Source organism: Alphaproteobacteria bacterium (genome assembly GCA_005883305.1).
Lineage (GTDB): Bacteria > Pseudomonadota > Alphaproteobacteria > Sphingomonadales > Sphingomonadaceae > Allosphingosinicella.
Genome location: VBAC01000001.1, coordinates 220,562 through 238,399, shown reverse-complemented (window position 1 = coordinate 238,399; position 17,838 = coordinate 220,562). Strand labels below are relative to the sequence as shown.

The 17,838-nt window shown below is 68.7% G+C and carries 16 protein-coding genes; 3 read left to right on the top strand and 13 right to left on the bottom strand.

The window, feature by feature from the left end; translation table 11 throughout:
* Positions 1–39: 39 nt before the first annotated feature.
* Positions 40–246 carry a cold-shock protein gene (locus E6G92_01125; protein TMJ18482.1) on the top strand — a complete coding sequence of 69 codons (207 nt, stop codon included), beginning with the start codon at positions 40–42 and terminating at the stop codon, positions 244–246.
* A gap of 449 nt (positions 247–695) precedes the next feature.
* Here E6G92_01125 and E6G92_01120 read toward each other — a convergent pair whose 3' ends face one another.
* Entirely contained in the window at positions 696–1,217 is a 522-nt protein-coding gene (locus tag E6G92_01120; protein ID TMJ18481.1) for a hypothetical protein, read from the bottom strand.
* A gap of 301 nt (positions 1,218–1,518) precedes the next feature.
* On the opposite strand from E6G92_01120, the gene E6G92_01115 reads away from it, so the two are divergent.
* Positions 1,519–2,388 carry a hypothetical protein gene (locus E6G92_01115; GenBank protein ID TMJ18480.1) on the top strand — a complete coding sequence of 290 codons (870 nt, stop codon included), beginning with the start codon at positions 1,519–1,521 and terminating at the stop codon, positions 2,386–2,388.
* A 153-nt stretch (positions 2,389–2,541) separates the two neighbouring features.
* Positions 2,542–3,819 (top strand): DUF418 domain-containing protein, encoded by a 1,278-nt coding sequence (locus E6G92_01110; GenBank protein ID TMJ18479.1) that lies wholly within the window; start codon positions 2,542–2,544, stop codon positions 3,817–3,819.
* Positions 3,820–4,056: 237 nt separating this feature from the next.
* Here E6G92_01110 and E6G92_01105 read toward each other — a convergent pair whose 3' ends face one another.
* The 12 genes from E6G92_01105 to trpD all read right to left on the bottom strand — a co-directional run bounded on the left by E6G92_01105 (position 4,057) and on the right by trpD (position 17,762).
* A complete protein-coding gene (locus E6G92_01105; GenBank protein ID TMJ20645.1) occupies positions 4,057–4,434 on the bottom strand; it encodes an Hpt domain-containing protein in 378 nt (125 codons plus the stop codon).
* A 141-nt stretch (positions 4,435–4,575) separates the two neighbouring features.
* Positions 4,576–5,931: a ribosome biogenesis GTPase Der gene (locus E6G92_01100; GenBank protein TMJ18478.1), complete on the bottom strand. Its 1,356-nt coding sequence runs from the start codon at positions 5,929–5,931 to the stop codon at positions 4,576–4,578.
* 21 nt (positions 5,932–5,952) lie between these two features.
* Positions 5,953–7,314, bottom strand: coding sequence for a pyrrolo-quinoline quinone (locus E6G92_01095; GenBank protein TMJ18477.1), 1,362 nt, complete (start codon positions 7,312–7,314; stop codon positions 5,953–5,955).
* A gap of 3 nt (positions 7,315–7,317) precedes the next feature.
* Positions 7,318–8,031: a tetratricopeptide repeat protein gene (locus E6G92_01090; protein ID TMJ18476.1), complete on the bottom strand. Its 714-nt coding sequence runs from the start codon at positions 8,029–8,031 to the stop codon at positions 7,318–7,320.
* A gap of 488 nt (positions 8,032–8,519) precedes the next feature.
* Positions 8,520–9,374: a 3-methyl-2-oxobutanoate hydroxymethyltransferase gene (gene panB / locus E6G92_01085; protein TMJ18475.1), complete on the bottom strand. Its 855-nt coding sequence runs from the start codon at positions 9,372–9,374 to the stop codon at positions 8,520–8,522.
* A gap of 55 nt (positions 9,375–9,429) precedes the next feature.
* On the bottom strand, positions 9,430–10,059 hold the full coding sequence (locus tag E6G92_01080) for a hypothetical protein (protein ID TMJ18474.1): 630 nt from the start codon (positions 10,057–10,059) through the stop codon (positions 9,430–9,432).
* Positions 10,060–10,097: 38 nt separating this feature from the next.
* Positions 10,098–12,293 carry an amylo-alpha-1,6-glucosidase gene (locus tag E6G92_01075; protein ID TMJ18473.1) on the bottom strand — a complete coding sequence of 732 codons (2,196 nt, stop codon included), beginning with the start codon at positions 12,291–12,293 and terminating at the stop codon, positions 10,098–10,100.
* The gene (locus tag E6G92_01070; GenBank protein ID TMJ18472.1) at positions 12,290–13,360 is read right to left on the bottom strand and encodes a glycosyltransferase family 4 protein; all 1,071 of its coding nucleotides are present in this window, start codon (positions 13,358–13,360) and stop codon (positions 12,290–12,292) included. The genes E6G92_01075 and E6G92_01070 overlap by 4 nt, the downstream gene beginning before the upstream one ends.
* Positions 13,361–13,401: 41 nt before the next feature.
* Positions 13,402–14,196, bottom strand: a complete 795-nt coding sequence (gene trpA, locus E6G92_01065) for a tryptophan synthase subunit alpha (GenBank protein ID TMJ18471.1) — start codon at positions 14,194–14,196, stop codon at positions 13,402–13,404.
* Entirely contained in the window at positions 14,193–15,353 is a 1,161-nt protein-coding gene (trpB, locus tag E6G92_01060; protein ID TMJ18470.1) for a tryptophan synthase subunit beta, read from the bottom strand. The genes trpA and trpB overlap by 4 nt, the downstream gene beginning before the upstream one ends.
* Positions 15,347–16,723 carry a bifunctional indole-3-glycerol-phosphate synthase TrpC/phosphoribosylanthranilate isomerase TrpF gene (gene trpCF / locus E6G92_01055; protein ID TMJ18469.1) on the bottom strand — a complete coding sequence of 459 codons (1,377 nt, stop codon included), beginning with the start codon at positions 16,721–16,723 and terminating at the stop codon, positions 15,347–15,349. The genes trpB and trpCF overlap by 7 nt, the downstream gene beginning before the upstream one ends.
* Positions 16,716–17,762, bottom strand: a complete 1,047-nt coding sequence (gene trpD, locus E6G92_01050) for an anthranilate phosphoribosyltransferase (GenBank protein ID TMJ20644.1) — start codon at positions 17,760–17,762, stop codon at positions 16,716–16,718. The genes trpCF and trpD overlap by 8 nt, the downstream gene beginning before the upstream one ends.
* Between the last annotated feature and the right edge of the window lie 76 nt (positions 17,763–17,838).

Here is a 17,838-nt window from a genome sequence, read left to right as displayed (position 1 = left end):
CGCGCCAATTCCGGCCCGCCCGCCAGAAAGGAAGAATCTATGCCCATCGGCAAAGTGAAATTTTTCAACGCCAGCAAAGGCTACGGCTTCATCGCTCCCGAGGACGGCGGCAACGACGCCTTCGTTCACATCAGCGCGGTCGAGAAGGCCGGCATGAGCACCCTCAACCAGGATCAGCGCGTCTCCTACGAGCTGCAGCAGGACCAGCGCGGCAAGACCAGCGCCGTCAACCTGCAGAGCGCGTAACTCTCTCGGCCCTCCCCGGTCCGCCGGGGAGGGCAGTGGAGGACCGGAATCCCCGGCCGATCCCACCCAAGGGCCGGCGCGCGAGTCGTTCCCGATTCCTCCGAAGCACCGTCATTCCCGCGACAGCGGGAATCCAGCTTCCTTCCATTTCTTCCTTCGCGTCTTTCCCGCGCAAGCGGGAATTCATCTTCCATCCTCTTCCTTCGCGTCTTCGCGCCTTGGCCGAAGGCCAAGTTTATCCTGAGCGCCTGCAAGGCAGTCGAAGGGCGTGAACCCGTTCCCTTTTTCTCACGCGAAGACGCGAAGGCGCGAAGAAGGAAGGGTGGCTTCCCGCTCGCGCGGGAATGAGGGAGGGGAATATCGGTGGAATAGCGGTGACAGGAATATCGAATATCGGAAAGGGCGGCCCCGCGGGACCGCCCTCCCCTTCTGCATCGCCGGTTGACGGCTCAGCGCGACGGTGGCGCACCCGCTGCTGCCGCCAGGCCCTGCTCGCGCAGGCCCTGAAGCACGTCGGCCTCCACCGAGGCATTGTACACTCTGACGGTGCTGATCACCTGGCCGTCCTCACCCAGCAATTCGGCCTCGCGGCCCGAACCGGCCGGCGCGAGGCGAACGTAGACCGGATTTGGATGGAGGCTGTTGGACGCTCCGTTGGCGCCGTCCACGATTCCGCCGATCAGGCCGCCGGCTATGACGTTCCCGGCAATGGCCCCGTTGAGCTTGCTCTGGACATAGACGCTCGCCGGCTCGAATCCCTCCATCGTGTAGGTGACCATGGAGTCGCGCCCGCGCCGCATCTCGATTTCGCACGGCGTGACGCAGGTTCCGCCCTGCGCCAACCGGATGGTCGCGCCGGCCGGGTCCGACCTGAACGCCACATCCTGGTTGACCCCGTGGACAATGGTGGCGCAGCCACCGAGTGCCGGTCCGGACGCAATTATGGCGCAGGCAAGAATCAGTCTTTTCATAGTGTTCCCCCTTGGTCGACAGGATGCCGACGAGGGCGACGCTAGCGCGCTCGATCCGGCCTTTCCACCGGATTGTGCTTCACCGGCTTGGCCCTGCGCTCGCCATGATTCGGCGGCGAGGCACCGGTTCCCGCCGCCGATTCGCTGCCGCCCGACCGATCCTTCCGCGACGAACCGAGTATCGCGGGCGCTCCTGAAGACGCCAACAATTTCCCGTGAATTCAATCGTCTAACGCGCTTATTTCGCCCGCTTGCATTTTCCTCTTTCCTACAGACGTGCCTTTGTGGTTCATAATGCCAAATGGAAGAGAACCCGATTCGCGCGCCGAACGACTCGTCCGAAGCGGCGGCCCTTGTCCCCGTTCACGCCTCCGACACCGAGGCCTATTGGCGCGGCTATCACGCCGCTTTGGCCGCGCAGGCCCCGCCGGATGACGGCTCCTCGCCGCGCGTTCGCCGGACGCGGGTCGACGGCTTCGACGGCGCTCGGCAGGTCGTCTTTCTCGAGGGCGTCGCCGAGGGGCTGACCGTCGCCGCGGCCGCTGGGCGCGCCGGAATCAGCGTTACGGCCGTCTACAATTTCCGCAACCGCCGCGCGGGCCGGGCCTTCAATCTCGCCTGGGAAGCTGCGTCGCGCCGCGCCCGCCGGCCGCTCGCCGACCGCCTCCACGACCGCTCGCTCGAGGGCCAGACCGAGACCTTCCGCGACCGGGACGGGGAGATCGTCGGCACCCGCCACCGCCACGACAACCGGCTCGCCATGGCCATGCTCACCCGGCTCGACCGCAAGGCCGAAGGTTCCCAAGAGGACGAGCGGCTGGTGACGAGTCTCGCCGAGGAATTCGAGGAGCTGCTCGACTGCATCGAGGAAGGAGGAGACGCGGAAGGGTTCATCGATGAGCGGCGGCCCAGCGACGCACCGCCCGCGGAGCGCGAGCAGGAGGCTCTGCGCCGCCGCTACGAGGGCATCGATCCCGCCGACATCGACATATCGGATCTCCATTTCGACGAGGACCATCAATGGACCGCGGACCAGCGCTACCGCGCCGAGAAGGCCGGCTTCTACGAACGCTATTGGGAGGCCTGGGAGGGCCCCGACGGCCCGAAGGACGACGAGTGGAAGCTTCCCGCCGCATATCGGGACGCCCTCAGGCTGCGCGACCATGGCTAGCGAACGGCAAGCGGACCAGCAGCCGGGGAGCATGGCGTGCGGCGCGAAGGTGACTGATCTCTGCCCTGGATATCCTCAACTTCCTCAACTTTGGCTGCCTCGCCAGCAGCGCCCGGATCGGATATTCGCGGGTTCAACGGGAGGGGAGCTGGGATGAACGAATTCACCGTCGCCGCGACTCCGATCGAGCGGGCCGTCGACGAGCCGCCCGCGCCGCGCATCGCCACCTTGGACATCGTCCGCGGAATCGCCGTGATGGGCATATTGGCGATGAACATCGTCGCCTTCGCAATGCCCGAGGCGGCCTATGTCAATCCCATGGCCTACGGCATGGAGAGCGCCGCCGATCTCGGATCGTGGGTGTTCAGCTTCATCTTCATCGACGGGCGGATGCGGGGGCTCTTCTCCTTCCTGTTCGGAGCCTCGATGCTGCTGGTGATCGACCGCGCCGAGGCGAGCGGGCGAAGCCCCGCGGCCGTGCATTACAGCCGGATGGCCTGGCTGCTCGTCTTCGGCCTCGTTCATTTCTACCTGATCTGGTGGGGCGACATATTGTCGCTCTACGCCCCGGTGGGGATGATCGCCTATCTCTTCCGCGGCGCCTCGACCCGCAAGCTGGTCTGGTGGGGCGTCGGGCTGCTGATCGCCCAGACCCTGATCTTCGCCGGATTCGCCGGCGGTCTCCACGCCATGGCCGCGGCGGCCGCAGCGCCGGGCGCCAATGCCGAAGCGGTGCGCGCCTGGGCCGAGGCGCAGCACGGGCTCGCCCCTTATGCGCCCGCGGAGCTGGCGGAGATTCTGGCGCGCCATCGCGGCGGCCATTCGGCCATGGTCGCTTACATGCTGACCGAGAAATGGGGCAGCCCAATCTGGAGCTTCGCCATCTTGAGCTGGGAAACGCTCGGCTACATGCTGCTCGGCATGGCGGCTTTGCGCTCCGGCTTCCTCACCGGCGCATGGAGCAACGCGCGCTACCGCCGGGTGATGCTGATCGGGTTCGGCATCGGCATCCCCGCTTACGCCTTGCTCGCCTGGCTGCAGCTGCGCGGAGGCTTCGGCGTCGTAGGCCTCATTACCTATGCCATCGCCGGCACGGTGCCGCTGAGGCCGCTGATGATCGTCGCGACCGCCGCTCTGGTCATCGTGCTGACGCGGCGCGGCGGTGCGCTGGTCGAGCGGATCGCCGCGGCGGGGCGCGCCGCCTTCAGCAACTATCTTGGAACGTCCCTGGTGATGACCACGGTCTTCTACGGCTACGGCTTCGGCCTCTACGGCCGCCTGAGTCGAATCGAGCTGTGGATCCCGGTGGTCCTCATGTGGGCGCTGATGCTGCTTTGGTCGAAGCCTTGGCTCGACCGCTTCCGCTACGGCCCGTTCGAATGGCTCTGGCGAAGCCTGGCACGGTGGGAACTCCAGCGGATGCGGAGATAGGGACAGTCCCCGTTTAATTGGTTCTTTCTCATCGTTGGCAATGAGGTTCCGCCTTCCGCGTGAATTGCGGCGCCCGGCTCGAATGGATCGACATCCAGCTTCCTAATCCCTCCCCCTGAGGGGGAGGGTAGGGTGGGGGTTTACGGAGTTCGAGGGTAATCCGACCAGGCCCGAACCCCTCACCCCAACCCTCTCCCCATGGGAGAGGGAGTCTTCAAGAAGCTGAATCGATCCAGCCTAGAGCCGCCCGAATTCCTGGTTGCTCGGCTTCTTGCCGAAGGCGCGGCGCTGGCACAGCGGGTTGGTCTCCTCCTCCAGCAGCGTCATCGTCTGCTCGTAGAGCGGGCGCAGGCGGGCGACCTCGGGGATGATGTCGTCGGGGAAGAAGCGCGATTCGAGCGCCCGGCGGCCGGCCTGCTCGATCTTTTCCGCCAGCAAAGCGAGTGGCTCGGCGCCGAACTGGCGCGCCTCGGCCTTCATCGTATGGGCGGGAAGGACGAGCGCGGCGGCGTCCTCGCGGTGGGTCGCCTCCTCGATACGAGCGACGGATTTCTCGCCGTCCTCGCGGAAATAGCCGAGGATGCGCACGAAATTCGCCCCGAGTTCGGTGCGCATGCGCTGGAATTCACTCCAGTCCACATATTCGACGGCGGCGTCCAAGCCAAAAATCCCCTTTGTCCCAGCAAAGGCGAATCTAGGCCCCGCCGGTAAACAGGTCGTTGACGCTGCGCCGACGATTCCCCGCAATCGGCCGGATCAGTCTTTTCCCCGCTCTCCGAACGGGTTGCGCGAGGCGCGGGCGTGAAGCCGCACGGGGACCGCGCCGAAGCCGAGCTCGCGGCGGATGCCGTTGACCAGATAGCGCAGGTAGGAATCGGGCAGTTGATCGACTCGGGTGCCGAACAGCACGAAGCTCGGCGGGCGGGTGTTGACCTGGGTGATGTAGCGAAGCTTGATCCGCTTGCCGCCGGGCGCGGGTGGCGGGTTTTTCTCCACGGCCTCCTCGAACCAGCGGTTGAGCTGGCCGGTCGAGACTCGCTGCGACCAGGCCTCGCGGGTCTCGAACGCGGCGCCGAGCAATTGATCGATCCCCTTGCCGGTCTTGCCCGAGACGGTCAGCACCGGCACCCCGCGAACCTGGCTCAGCCCCTCTTCCAGCGCCGCCTTTACGCCGTTGAACAGGCTGGAGGGATTTTCCGCCACGTCCCACTTGTTGATCGCGATCACCAGCGCCCGGCCTTCCTGAAGCACGTTGTCGGCGATCTTGAGGTCCTGCACCTCCAGCCCGCGGGTGCCGTCGAGCAGAAGCACGACCACCTCGGCGAAATCGATCGCCCGGCGGGCGTCGGCCACGGAGAGCTTCTCGAGCTTGTCCTCGACCTTCGCCTTCTTGCGCATGCCGGCGGTGTCGATCAGCCGAACCGGGCGGCCCTGCCATTCCCAGTCGATCGAGATGCTGTCGCGGGTGATCCCCGCCTCCGGGCCGGTGATCAGCCGCTCCTGCGAGATGATCCGGTTGATCAGGGTCGACTTGCCGGCGTTCGGGCGGCCGACGATCGCCAGCTTGAGCGTCGGATCGCCTTCGGGATCCTCCTCCTCGGGCCCGTCCTCGCGCTCGATATGCGGCCGCAGGTGCTCGAACAGGTCGACCGTCCCCTCGCCATGTTCGGCGCTGAGCGCGATCGCCTCGCCGAGGCCGAGCGACCAGGCCTCGAGGATCCCGGTCTCGCCCGATCGGCCCTCGGCCTTGTTGGCGGCGAGGATGACGGGCGTCGCCTCCGAGCGAAGCCAGCGGGCGATCTCCTCGTCGAGCGGGGTGACGCCCATCCGGGCGTCGATCAGGAACAAGGCGACGTCGGCTTCTCGAACGGCGGCCGTGGTCTGCGCGCGCATCCGGCCCGGCAGGGTATCCGGGTCCTCGTCCTCATAGCCCGCGGTATCGATCACGCGGAATTCGAGCCCGAGCAGGCTCGCCTCGCCCTCGCGCCGGTCGCGAGTCACTCCGGGCCGGTCGTCGACCAGCGCCAGGCGCTTCCCAACCAGGCGGTTGAAAAGCGTGGACTTGCCGACGTTGGGGCGGCCAACGATGGCGACTGTGGGCGTTCTGGCCATGAAGCCGGACGCCCTGCCGCTTTAGCGGTAGGCGGTCAACCGCCCCTCGTCGTTGAGCACGTAGAGCGTGTTGCCCGCGACCACCGGGGGCAGCGAGAAGGAGGAGCCGGTCTCGACCGTCGCCTGGACGGTGCCGTCGGTGGGCGAGACATAGACGATCCGGCCCGTGGAGCTGAGCAGGACCAGGCGGTTGCCGGCAAGGACCGGCCCGCGCCAGAAAATCGGATCGCGGCCCGGGTTCCTGCGCCGGTTGCCGTTCGCGTCGGGAGTCCGCTCCTCCGCGGGATGGCGGAAACCGGGGAGCTGCGAGATCCAGCGGATGCGCCCGGAGGCGCGCGACACGGCCAGCAGCTGCGCCCGATCGGTGACCACGAACACCCACTCGCCGGCGACCCAGGGGGTCGAGATTCCGGCGACGTTGAGCTCCCAGACGCGCTGGCCGGTGATCAGCTCGACCGCGACCATTCGCCCGCCCTGGCCGATCGCGAAGACCCGGCCATTGTCGATCACCGGGTCGGCGTCGATGTCCGACAGGGTTCCGACCACGGTGGAGATGCCGGTCCGCGCCAGCGCGTCCTGCCAGACCACCTGTCCGTTCTCGTAGCGATAGGCGGTGAGCTCGCCCGAGGCATAGCCGGCGACGAGGGTCGATTGCGCGAAGGCCGGAGCCGCGGCGCCGAACACTCCGGCGAGCTCGAACGCACCGGCCGATTGCCAGCGCTTCTCGCCGGTTTGCGCGTTGAGCGCGAAAAGCTGGTTGTCCTGGCTCAGCGCGTAGACGTTGTCGTTGCCGATCGTCGGCGAGCCGCGAAGCGGGCCGCCCGGCTTTACCATCCAGATCTGGTTGCCGGTCGCGGCGTCGAGCGCGGCGACATCGCCAGCGCCGTTGGTGACATAGAGGCGGCCGCTGTCGTAGCTGACTCCGCCGCCGAAGAGAGTCTCGCGCGGGCTGTTCTCGCCGCGCACCTGATGCTCCCAGATCAGCGAGCCGTTGTTGACGTCGAAGGCGCGCACACGGGCCTGCGTGTCGATCGTATAGACCCGGCCGTCGGCGACCATCGGCTCGGCGGCGAGCCGCCCGGCGGCGCTGTCGCCTTGGCCGATGCTCACGCTCCAGGCCTGGGCCGGCGAATCGGCGAGCGCCACATGGATGCTCGATTTCGAGGCGTTGCCGCCCGGCTGCGGCCAATCGGCATTGACGATCGGCGGCGGCACGGTGACGGCGACGTCGGCCAGCGCCGGATCGGCCTCGATCGCCCTGTCCGTCCCGAGCACCGGGATTCGCTGGCCGACCGTGGGCGTCGTGGGGGGACCGTTGCGGCCCAGGAGGTTGCACCCGCCGAGCAGGCTGACCGCGGCAGTGGCGAGAACGAGACGCTTCATTCGTTATTCCTTGGTTGCGGCGGGCGCCGGCTGCGCCGGGGCGACCGGGACGGGCTGGGCGGCCGCTGCCGGCGCGGCCGGCTCGTCGACGGCGTTGATACCTAAAGAGCCGGCCATCTGAACGGCCCTTGTGCGAATCGAAGGCGGAACGTTCTCATCCCGGCCGATCGAAGCGAAGACCGGGCCGGCCAGGTCCGCGCGGTGCATCTTCAGATAGGCGACTCCGAGCATCTCGCCCGCGCTGCCGAGCCAGGGGCTTCCCGGCCGCGCCAGCAGGCGCAGGCGCTGGACCACCTGCTGCGGAGGAAGCGTGTCGAACTCGAGCTGGGTCTGCCGCACGATCGCCGCCTGGCGGTAGATTTCGTCGAAGTCCTGGTTGGCCGCGATCGAGCGAAGGGTTGCGATCGCCGCGGGCGCGTTGCCGGCCGAAGTCTCGCTGTTGGCGCGGGCGAACGAGGCCGCCGCCCGGTAGCCGGGGACGTCGCTGTTCGCGAGTTCGGCCAGCTTGGGCAGCGCCGCGTTGCGGTTGCCGGCCTCGAGGCTGTCGAGCGCCGCGGTCAGGGTCTCGCCCTGGACGCCGGCGACCGCCTTGCTGTGCTCCTTCCACCAGATCCAGCCGCCGAGCGCGGCGAGAAGAAGCGCGAACGCCGCGATGAGCCACCAGCCGTAGCGCTTGAGGAAGTTGCCCATCTGCTCGCGGCGGAGCTCGTCGTCCACCTCCTTCAGAAAGGTTTCAGCGTCGTTCGGCTTGAGCGCCAAGTCTTGTCTCCAAACAGTGGCTGGACCGCGCCGCGGGGCCGTCCATCGAAATTCATCCGCGGCGCCCCCGGCGCACGGCGGGCGCGCGCCCCAACGGCTCCTTACCGGGCAGTTCGGGCAAACGGAAGGGGCATGATCGGGACCCGTAGAGTTCAAACCCAGTCCCCGCAACGGCCGTGACGGAGCGGATTTTGGGTCAGGGCAAGGAGCGAGGAGGGAGCGATGCTAAACGCATCGTGACCGACGCTGCGACGTAGCCCTGGCCCAAAAGCCGCCCGCCCCTTTGGGGTCGCCCGGAGAAGGCCGCCGGCTGCGTTGGACGGCTCGTCCGGGCAACCAGCCCGGCCCGCGCCATCCGCCTTGCCGGCGGCCTTCTCCGGGCGATCACGACCATTGCGGGGACTGGGTTTGAACTCTGAGCCCCGTCCGGTGGACGGGGCGCCCGATCATTTGCGGCGGTAAATCTGTTCTTCGGTCGGGAAGGCCCGACCTTTCACGTCCTCGGCATAGGCCGCGGCGGCCTGGCTGATCTCGGAGGCGAGATCGCCGAAGCGCTTCACGAAGCGGGGCGTGCGCTCGAACATCCCCATCATGTCCTCGGTGACCAGGATCTGCCCGTCGCAGGCGGCCGAGGCGCCGATACCGATGGTCGGGCACGGGACCGCTTTGGTCGCCTCCGCGGCGATCTCCTCCATCACGCCCTCGATCACCAGCGCGAAGCAGCCGGCCTCGGCCACGGCGCGCGCGTCGGCAAGGACCTTGTCCGCCTCCGCCTCGTCCTTTCCCCGGGCGCGGTAGCCGCCGAGCGCGTTGACCGCCTGGGGGGTCAGCCCGACATGGCCGATCACCGGGATTCCGCGCCTGGTCAGGAAGGCCACCGTCTCGGCCATCGCCTCCCCGCCCTCGAGCTTCACCGCCGCAGCGCCGGTCTCCTTGAGCACCCGCGCAGCGCTTCGGAAGGCCTGGGCCGGGCTCTCCTCGTAGGAGCCGAACGGCATGTCCACCGCGACGAGGGCGTGCCACGAGCCGCGCACCACCGCCGCGCCGTGAGCGCACATCATCTCCAGGCTCACGGGGATGGTCGACGGCAGGCCGTAGATCACCTGGCCGAGGGAATCGCCGACGAGCAGGAAATCGCAATGCGGATCGAGCAATTGCGCCATGCGCATCGTGTAGGCGGTGAGCGCGACGATCGGCTCCTTGCCCTTGCGCGCGAGGATCGCCGGCGCCGTGAGGCGCTTGCCCGGCGAAGGCGTCGGCGTGGCGCGGCTGGTCGCCGTGTCGATCGTGTAGGTGGACATGGGGAGCGCGTTTACCCGATGCGTCCGGCGCTGGCAAAAGCCGCGCAACGGGGCCTCAGAAGGGGACCGCCGGAGGCGGATCCAACCAACACCGGCCTGATCGGGCCCGCGCCAACCCCCGCCGCGCGAGCCGCTCGGCCCTCCCCATTGCGGAGGCGAACGCCGCACGCCCGGCGATGCGGACCGTGCGCCCCTCTCCTTCGACTTCCGCAAACTCCAGGCCGTAGGTTCCGAACCGCCGAAGGGCCGCAATGCAGGCGTCCGTGCGCAGGAGGGATTCCTGCTCGAACACGCCGGTCAGCGGAAAGGGCTGCCGCGCGACGTCGCCGATCAACACCACATCCCGTCCGCAACGCATCGTCATCGAGCGGATCGTGAAGCGGGGCCGGGCAAAAAGCCGCTCGAAGCCCATGAACCGGAGGTCACGCCCACGATTGTGGCTCAAGGGAACCGCATATTCGAGATTGATGCTCGGCCCCTCGTTCGCGGACCCCTCGTATCGCGGCGAGATGCTGGACCGCGGTATCAGGAACCTTATGGCGACCGCGTGACCGCCTCCCTGATCGAGGAAGGTGCTGATTCGAAAAGGGCCTTGGCTTATCCTCGTGACGCTGCAGCTATCGAGCGCGCCCTGATGAAGGAAGGAGACAGCCGCGATCAGTGCTGTGCCGGCGCCGGAGACCATCCTTCGCTTCTAGCCGTCGCTTGCTTATCAAGACGTTTCTATTTGACGATCACCAGCGAGGCCTTTCCGTCGCGCTTGGTGACGGCCGTGGTGATGTCCCCGCCGGCGCGCGAAAGGCGCAGGTCGAGGCGCGAGCCGGCGACGGTGACTCCGCTCAGCGAGAGGTCGTCGAGGAAGGCGGGGAGCGACGGATTGGCGAGCCGCACCGTCTCCTCCTCGTGGCTGATGCTGAGGCCGGTCGCGGCGGCGACCAGGGCGAAGGGAGCGGCGGCGGCCCAGGCCTGGGGCGAGCAGGCGACCGGATAGGCGGTCGGCCCGCGCTTCTTGCGCCGGGTGAAGCCGCAGAAGAGCTCGGGCAGCCGGCGGAACTCGTCGTAGACCGCGGCGTCGACGAGCCCTTCGAAAATCCGTTCGACCTCCGCCTTGTGCCCATAGCGGGCGAGGCCGAGGGCGATCAGGGCGTTGTCGTGCGGCCAGACCGAGCCATTGTGATAGGACATCGGGTTGTAGCGCGCCTCGCCCGCGGCGATGGTGCGGATGCCCCAGCCCGAGAAGAAACGCTTGCTGGTCAAAAGACCCGCGAGGCGCGCCGCCCGCTCGGGGCTGGCGATGCCGGCGAAGAGGGCGTGCCCCGCGTTGGACGAACGCACCCGGCACGGCTCCTTTCGCCCGTCGAGCGCGAGAGCGTAGCAGCCGAGGTCGTCGAGCCAGAAGCGGTCCTCGAAGCGCTGGCGGAGCGTCTCGGCCTGTTGCTCCAGCACGTCGCCATTCTCGCCCAGCGCCCGGGCAATGCCGGCGGCGGCGCGCTTGGCGGCGAAGACATAGGCCTGGACCTCGCACAAAGCGATCGGCCCCTCCGCGGCGCTCCCGTCGGCGTGGAAGATCGAATCGAAGCTGTCCTTCCACCCCTGGTTGGCGAGGCCGCGCTCGGTCATCCGCGCATATTCGACGAAGCCGTCGCCGTCGGGATCGCCCGCCCCGTCGATCCACGCCAGAGCCGCCTTCACATTGGGCCAGATCGCGCGGATCGTCTCGATGTCGCCGGAACGCTCGAGATACATGCCCGCCAGCATGACGAAGAGCGGAGTCGCGTCGACCGAGCCGTAATAGCGGCGGAACGGCACCTGGCCGAGGCGGGCCATCTCGCCGCCGCGCATCTCGTGGAGAATCTTGCCCGGCTGCGAGTCCGCCGCCTCGTCGGTCTCCGTCGCCTGGGTCAGCGCCAGCGCCTTGAGCACGCCCTTGGCAATATCCGGCGCCGCCCACAGCAGCTCGATCGCGGTGATGATCCCGTCGCGGCCGAAGATAGTGCTGTACCAGGGCACGCCGGCATAAGGGTAAAGCCCATATTCGGTGTCGGTCAGAAGCATGTCGATGTCGGCGGCGGCGCGGGCCGCGACCGCGTTGAACAGCTCGTTGGAGCTGTCGATGCAGGTCCTGAGGCCCGAGCGCCCACGGCCGACCTTGCGCAAGGCGCGGTAGGCGGAGAGGATGTGCGGCGCCTCGGCCGCCTTGTCCTCCAGCGCGCAGCTCGTCTTCATCACGATGTCGATCCGCTCGCGGCCGGCAAGGTCCAGGTCCCAGCGCGCCGAGCGCTTGGCGAGAAAGTCGGGCGCGGGCTCGAAACGGATTCGGGTCGATCGGCTGACGCCGTCCAGGCCTTCGTAGCGGAAACAGACCGCGTCGGCCCCTTCGGTCTCCACGCTGAGCGCGCCGCGGCGGGGGCGGCGCTCGCCGCGCACTTCGAACAGATCGGCAAAATCGGCGTCGAAGGCGATCTCGAGCGGAATCGGGCGGCCGACGGGATTGAAGCGGCGCACCCTGATCCGCTCGTAGGCGGTCGTGCCGCAGAGGAACTTCATCCGCCCGACATAGATCGAGTCGCGCTGGAGCCAGACCTTGCCCTGTTCGTCATGGAGATCGGCGTTGGAGAGATCGACGATCAGAGCGCCATTGTCGTCGAGCACGACCGAGCCGAGCAGCAGCGGATCCATCCGGCCGAGCCGCAGCGACAGCGAGGAGAGGAAGCGCGTGTCCTGGTAGAACAGCCCGTCTGGCCCGTCGTCCCCGCCCCGGCAATCGCCCTGCTTGTCGAACACGCCGAACAAATCGTCGTGCTTCAGCGTCCGCAAGGTCCGGTCGACGAGCGACTGGGTCGCCTCGATATGGTAGCTTTCCGGCGCCTCGTGCGGCTCCCGGTCGGTCCAGGCCGTGGCGGGGACGATTTCGTTCATGCGGTCTGGGCGAGCATCAGCCTCTTGCCGAATTGGACAGCCGGCCCGTTGCCGGCCAGCCGCTCATAGATGTCGACATAGTCGCAGGCCATCCGCTCGGCGGTGAAGCGTTGCTCGAACGCGGCGCGGACCTCGGCGCGGTCGAGCGTCGCCGCGCCGAGCGCCGCGATCTCGGCCTCGGCCATGCTGGAGACGAGGAAGCCGCTGCGGCCATGCTCGATGACCTCGCTCGTCGATCCGCAGCGCCATGCGATCACCGGCGTTCCGGCGGCCATCGCCTCGATCATCACCAGCCCGAACGGCTCGGGCCAGTCGATCGGAAAGAGCAGGGCCCGCGCATTGCCCAGGAAAGCGGGCTTTTCCGAATCGCCGATCTCGCCGACGAACTCGATCAGCGGATGATCGAGCATCGGCTCGATCACGTCCTCGAAATAGGTGCGGTCGGCGTGATCGACCTTGGCGGCGATGCGAAGCGGCATGCCCGTCCTCTTGGCGATCTCGATCGCCCGATCGGGGCCCTTTTCGGGCGAGATTCGGCCGAGGAAGGCGAGATAGTCGCCGCCGCCCGGGTGGAAGGGGATCAGCTTGCGCGGCAGCCCGTGGTGGACGGTCGCGAGGAAATTCGCGTCGGCAATGGGCTTTCGCTGGTCGTCGGAGATCGAGACCAGGCCCATTTCGCGGAACACGGGATAAGCGGGCTTGAAATCGGGCAGGTCCTGCCGCCCGTGCAGCGTGGTCACGCACTTGCCGGCGAGGTGGCGGAACATCGGGAAGTGGAGAAAATCGACGTGGAAATGGAGCACGTCATATCGGTGCGCGTCCTGCAGCACGCGGTCGAGCATCACGATCAGGCTCGCGACATGATCGTTGATCCCCGCCAGCCTGAGGCCGCTCTTCGCACAGGGGACGAGCCGGGCCGAGGTCCGGGAATCGCCGCTGGCGTAGAGCGTGACATCGTGGCCGAGATCGACCAATGCCTCCGTCAGCCACCAGATGACCCGTTCGGTCCCGCCATAGAGCTTCGGGGGCACCGCTTCGGCGAGCGGCGCGATCTGGGCGATACGCATGGTTACAATTCCTCCGGCTTGGACAAGAACGAGGGGCTGCCTCAGTCTGTTCCCGCAGTGCACAATGAGCGGGTCGCCGCTTTCATCGCCTCGACGAAACCGCGCACCGGCTCGCCGCGCCCGACCCGATCGACGATCGCGGAACCGGAAATGACCCCGGCCGCGCCTGCGTCGAGCGCCGCGCGAACGTGTTCCGGCGTCGAGATGCCGAAGCCGAAGACTGGCGGCGGCGCGCGTTCGTCACGCAGCACCCGTAGCATGGCCGCATGGTCGAAGCGCGCCTCCTGCGCCGCGCCGGTGACGCCGGCCCGGGCCACGCAATAGGTGTAGCCCTGGCCGAGCCGAGCGATCCGGCACAGCCGCTCGGGCGGCGTGTTGGCCGCGGCGATCAGCACCGGGGCCACGTCCCAGGCCCGCGCCGCGGCGACGAACGGCGTCGCCTCGTCGACGGGCACGTCCGCGACGAGCACGCTGTCGGCTCCCGAATCGCGCGCGGCGCGGTAGAAGGCGTCCCGCCCCCGCGCGAGAACGAGATTGGCATAAGTGAGGATGCCGAGCGGCACGTTCGGCTGCCGCGTGCGGAAGGCGCTCAGCAGAGCGAAGCAGGCGGCGGGCGTGGCGCCGTTCGCCAGCGCGCGGACGGCCGCCGCCTGGATCACCGGGCCGTCGGCGACCGGATCGGAGAAGGGAATGCCGACCTCGATCATGTCCGCGCCGCCGGCGACAAGCTCGTCGAGGATCGCGGCGCTCTCCTCGATGCCCGGATCGCCGAGCATGACGAACGCGCCGAATATGGCGGCCTCGCGGGCGAACATGCGCTGGTAGCGGCCGCTCATCCGCCGAGCCCGATCAAGGCCTCGGCCTGCGCCATGTCCTTGTCGCCCCGGCCCGAGATGCCGACCAGCAGCACCCCGCCCTCCTTCGCGATCTTCAGCGCATGAGCGAGCGCGTGGGCGGATTCGAAGGCGCAGACGATTCCCTCGGCGCGCGCCAGCAAGGCGAAGGCGGCAAGCGCCTCCTCGTCGGTCGCCCCGACATAGTCGGCCCGGCCGCTCTCCTTGAGGAAGGCGTGCTCCGGCCCGACCGCCGGATAATCGAGTCCCGCCGAGACCGACCAGCTTTCCGATATCTGGCCGTCCGCGTCCTGCAGCAAATAGGTTTCGGCCCCGTGGAGCACGCCCGGGCGCCCGCGCTGCAGAGTCGCGCCATGCTCGACGCCGTCGAGGCCCTTGCCCGCCGCCTCGACGCCCACCAGCCTCACGCTTTCGTCGCCGATGAAGTCGGCGAACAGGCCGATCGCGTTGGAGCCGCCGCCGACGCAGGCGATCGCCGCGTCGGGCAGCCGCCCCTCCATCGCCAGGATCTGCGCCCGCGCCTCGCGGCCGATGATCCGCTGAAACTCGCGGACCATCGTCGGATAGGGATGCGGCCCGGCGACCGTGCCGAGCAGGTAATGGGTCGTCTCGAAGCTCGCCGCCCAGTCGCGCAGCGCCTCGTTGATCGCGTCCTTGAGCCCCTGCCCGCCCCCGGTCACCGGCACCACCTCGGCGCCCATCAGCCGCATTCGGAAGACGTTGAGCTTCTGCCGTTCCACGTCGCGCGCGCCCATGTAGATGCGAGTCTCCAGCCCGAGCAGGGCGCCGGCCATCGCCGTCGCAACGCCGTGCTGCCCTGCCCCGGTCTCGGCGATCAGCCGGCTCTTGCCCATCCGCTTGGCCAGCAGGCCCTGGGCGAGCACCTGGTTGGTCTTGTGGGCCCCGCCGTGGAGCAGATCCTCGCGCTTCAGGTAGATGCGGCCGGGGCCGAGATTGCGGCACAGGGTGAGAGGCGTCGGTCTTCCCGCATAATCGGCCAGGAGGGTGGCCAGCTCGCGTTGAAAGCCCTCCTCGGCCTGCGCCTGCAGAAAGGCCGCCTCAAGCTGGTCCAGCGCCGGCATCAGTATCTCGGGCACATAGGCCCCGCCGAACGCCCCGAAACGGCCGCTCATCAGCATTGTGCCTGCTCCCCACGAACCGGCGGACGCAATGCGGCGAAGAAGGCGGCGGTGCGGTTGGAATCCTTCCACCCCGGAAGCGCCTCCAGCCCCGAGCCGACATCGAGCGCGTAGGCCCCGAGCCGGGCGGCGCGCCCTGCATTGGTTGGATTGAGGCCGCCGGCAACCAGCCCGTCCCGAAGCTCGCCGCGTCCCGCGACGCGCGACCAATCGAACGAACGACCGGTCCCGCCCCGTCCGGAATCGAACAGCACTCGGTCGGCGCCGGCCCGGGGGCCGATGGTGCCGGCGCCGACCTGCGCAGCGGCCCAGATCTCGGTCTCCGCGGGAAGCAAGGCGCGAAAGGCGCCCACCTCCTCGTCGCCGTGGAGCTGGACGGCATGGAGGCCGAGCCCCCGGGCCGCTGCGTTCACCGTCTCGGGGTCGGAATCGCGGAAAATGCCGACCAGGCGCGGCGCTGATTTGGCGCCGCCGAGAATTTGTTCCGCCGCGCCGCGGCTCACCGCGCGCGGCGTTCCCGGCACCATGACCAGGCCGGCATGGGTCGCGCCGGCTTCGGCCGCCATGTCGAGGTCGGCCGCATTGGTGATCCCGCAGACCTTGACCCGCCCGAAGGCCAGCGCGCGGGCCGCCTCGGCCGGCCGCTCGGCGCGCATCAGCGCGCTGCCCACGAGGAAGGCGTCGGCGAAGGGCGCGAGCCGTTCGACGTCGGCGCGGCCGGAGATTCCGGATTCGGCGACGACGATCCCGTCGGCGGGGATCAGTGGCGCGAGCCGCGCGGTGGTGGCGAGGTCGACCTCCAGCGTGCGCAGATCGCGATTGTTGATGCCGATGATCTTGGCGCCGAGCCGCATCGCGCGCTTAATCTCGGGCTCGTCGCGAGTCTCGACCAGCACGTCCATGCCGAGCGCCTCGGCCTCGGCCATCACCGCCCGCGCCGCCTCGTCGTCCAGCGCCGCGATGATCGCCAGCACCGCGTCGGCACCGGCGATCCGCGCTTCGACCACCTGGCGGGGATCGATGATGAAGTCCTTGGCGAGGATCGGCCCCTCGAAGACGCGGCGCACAGCCCGCAGGTCGTCCAGCGAACCGCCGAAGAAAGGCCCGTCGGTGAGAACGCTGATGGCGTCGGCGACGCCGGCATAAGCCCTTGCCTGCTCCCCGGCGTCGATTCCGGACAGCGCGCCGGCCGAGGGCGAGGCCTTCTTCACCTCCATGATGAAGCGCGCACCGGGCCGGGCCAGCGCCGCCTTCAGGCTGCGCCGGGTGGGCGCCGCCCGCGCCCGGAGATCGGCGAGGGCGGCGCCCGCGAGCCTGACGGCGAGGTCGGCCCGCTTGCGCTCCAGGATGGCGCCGAGCACGTCAGCCATTGCTGAGCTCGATCAGGTCCTGGAGCTTACGGTGGGCGGCGGCGGTGCAGACGATTCGGAAGGCTTGCTCGACTCCTTCGCGAAGGCTTTCCGCCTTGCCCGCGGCGAACAGCAAGGCCCCGGCGTTGAGCGCCGTCGCCTGCTTCTCCGCCGCCGAGCCGTAGCCGAACAGCAGGGCCTTGAGCCGCTCGGCATTCTCCTCCGGCCCGCCGCCCTGGATGCGGGCCAGCGGCATTGCGGAAAAGCCGACATCCCCTGGCGAGAAAGCGAGGTGCTCGATCGCGCCGCCGCGCATCATAATCGCCTTGGTCTCGCCGTGGAGCGCGACTTCGTCGAGGCCCGAGCCGTGGACGACCATCGCCCGCTCGACGCCGAGCGCCGCGAGCGTCAGCGCGACCGGCTCGAGCAGCCTTTCCTCGGCCACCCCGAGCAGCTGCACCCCCGGTTCGGCCGGATTGAGGCAGGGGCCGAGAACGTTCATGATCGTTCGGATGCCGAGCTTCCGGCGCACCGGCCCGGCATGCTTCAACCCCGGATGATATTGCGGAGCGAACAGGAAGCAGATGCCGGCCTCGTCGAGCGCCCGTCGCGAGGTCTCGGGCGAGGCGTCGATCTTCACCGCGAGATGCTCGAGCACGTCGGCCGAGCCGCAGCGCGAGGTGAAGGAGCGGTTGCCGTGCTTGGCGACCGGCAGCCCCGCCGCCGCCGCGACGAAAGCCACGGCGGTCGACAGGTTGATCGTGCCCGCCCCGTCGCCGCCGGTGCCGCAGGAATCCGCAAACAGATAATCGGGCCGATCAAAGTGGAGGTCGGCGGCGCGGAGCGCCCGGCCGGCGCCGATCAGCTCGTCGGCCGTCTCGCCGCGGATTCGAAGCGCGACGAGCATCGCCGCGATCGTCGGCTCGTCGAGCAACCCCTGGACGAGCGCCCCGAACAGGGTCTCGGCCTCGGCCTGGTTGAGCGGTTCGCCCGCATAGAGGCGCGCCAGCGCGTCCTCTCGAGGCTCGGGCGGCGCGATACTGGCGGCGAGATTGGTCATGTACATGGATGCGTTCCTGGATCGATGGGACAAAGAAAAAGCCCGCCGGGAGCGGCGGGCTTGCGGTCTTCAGGTT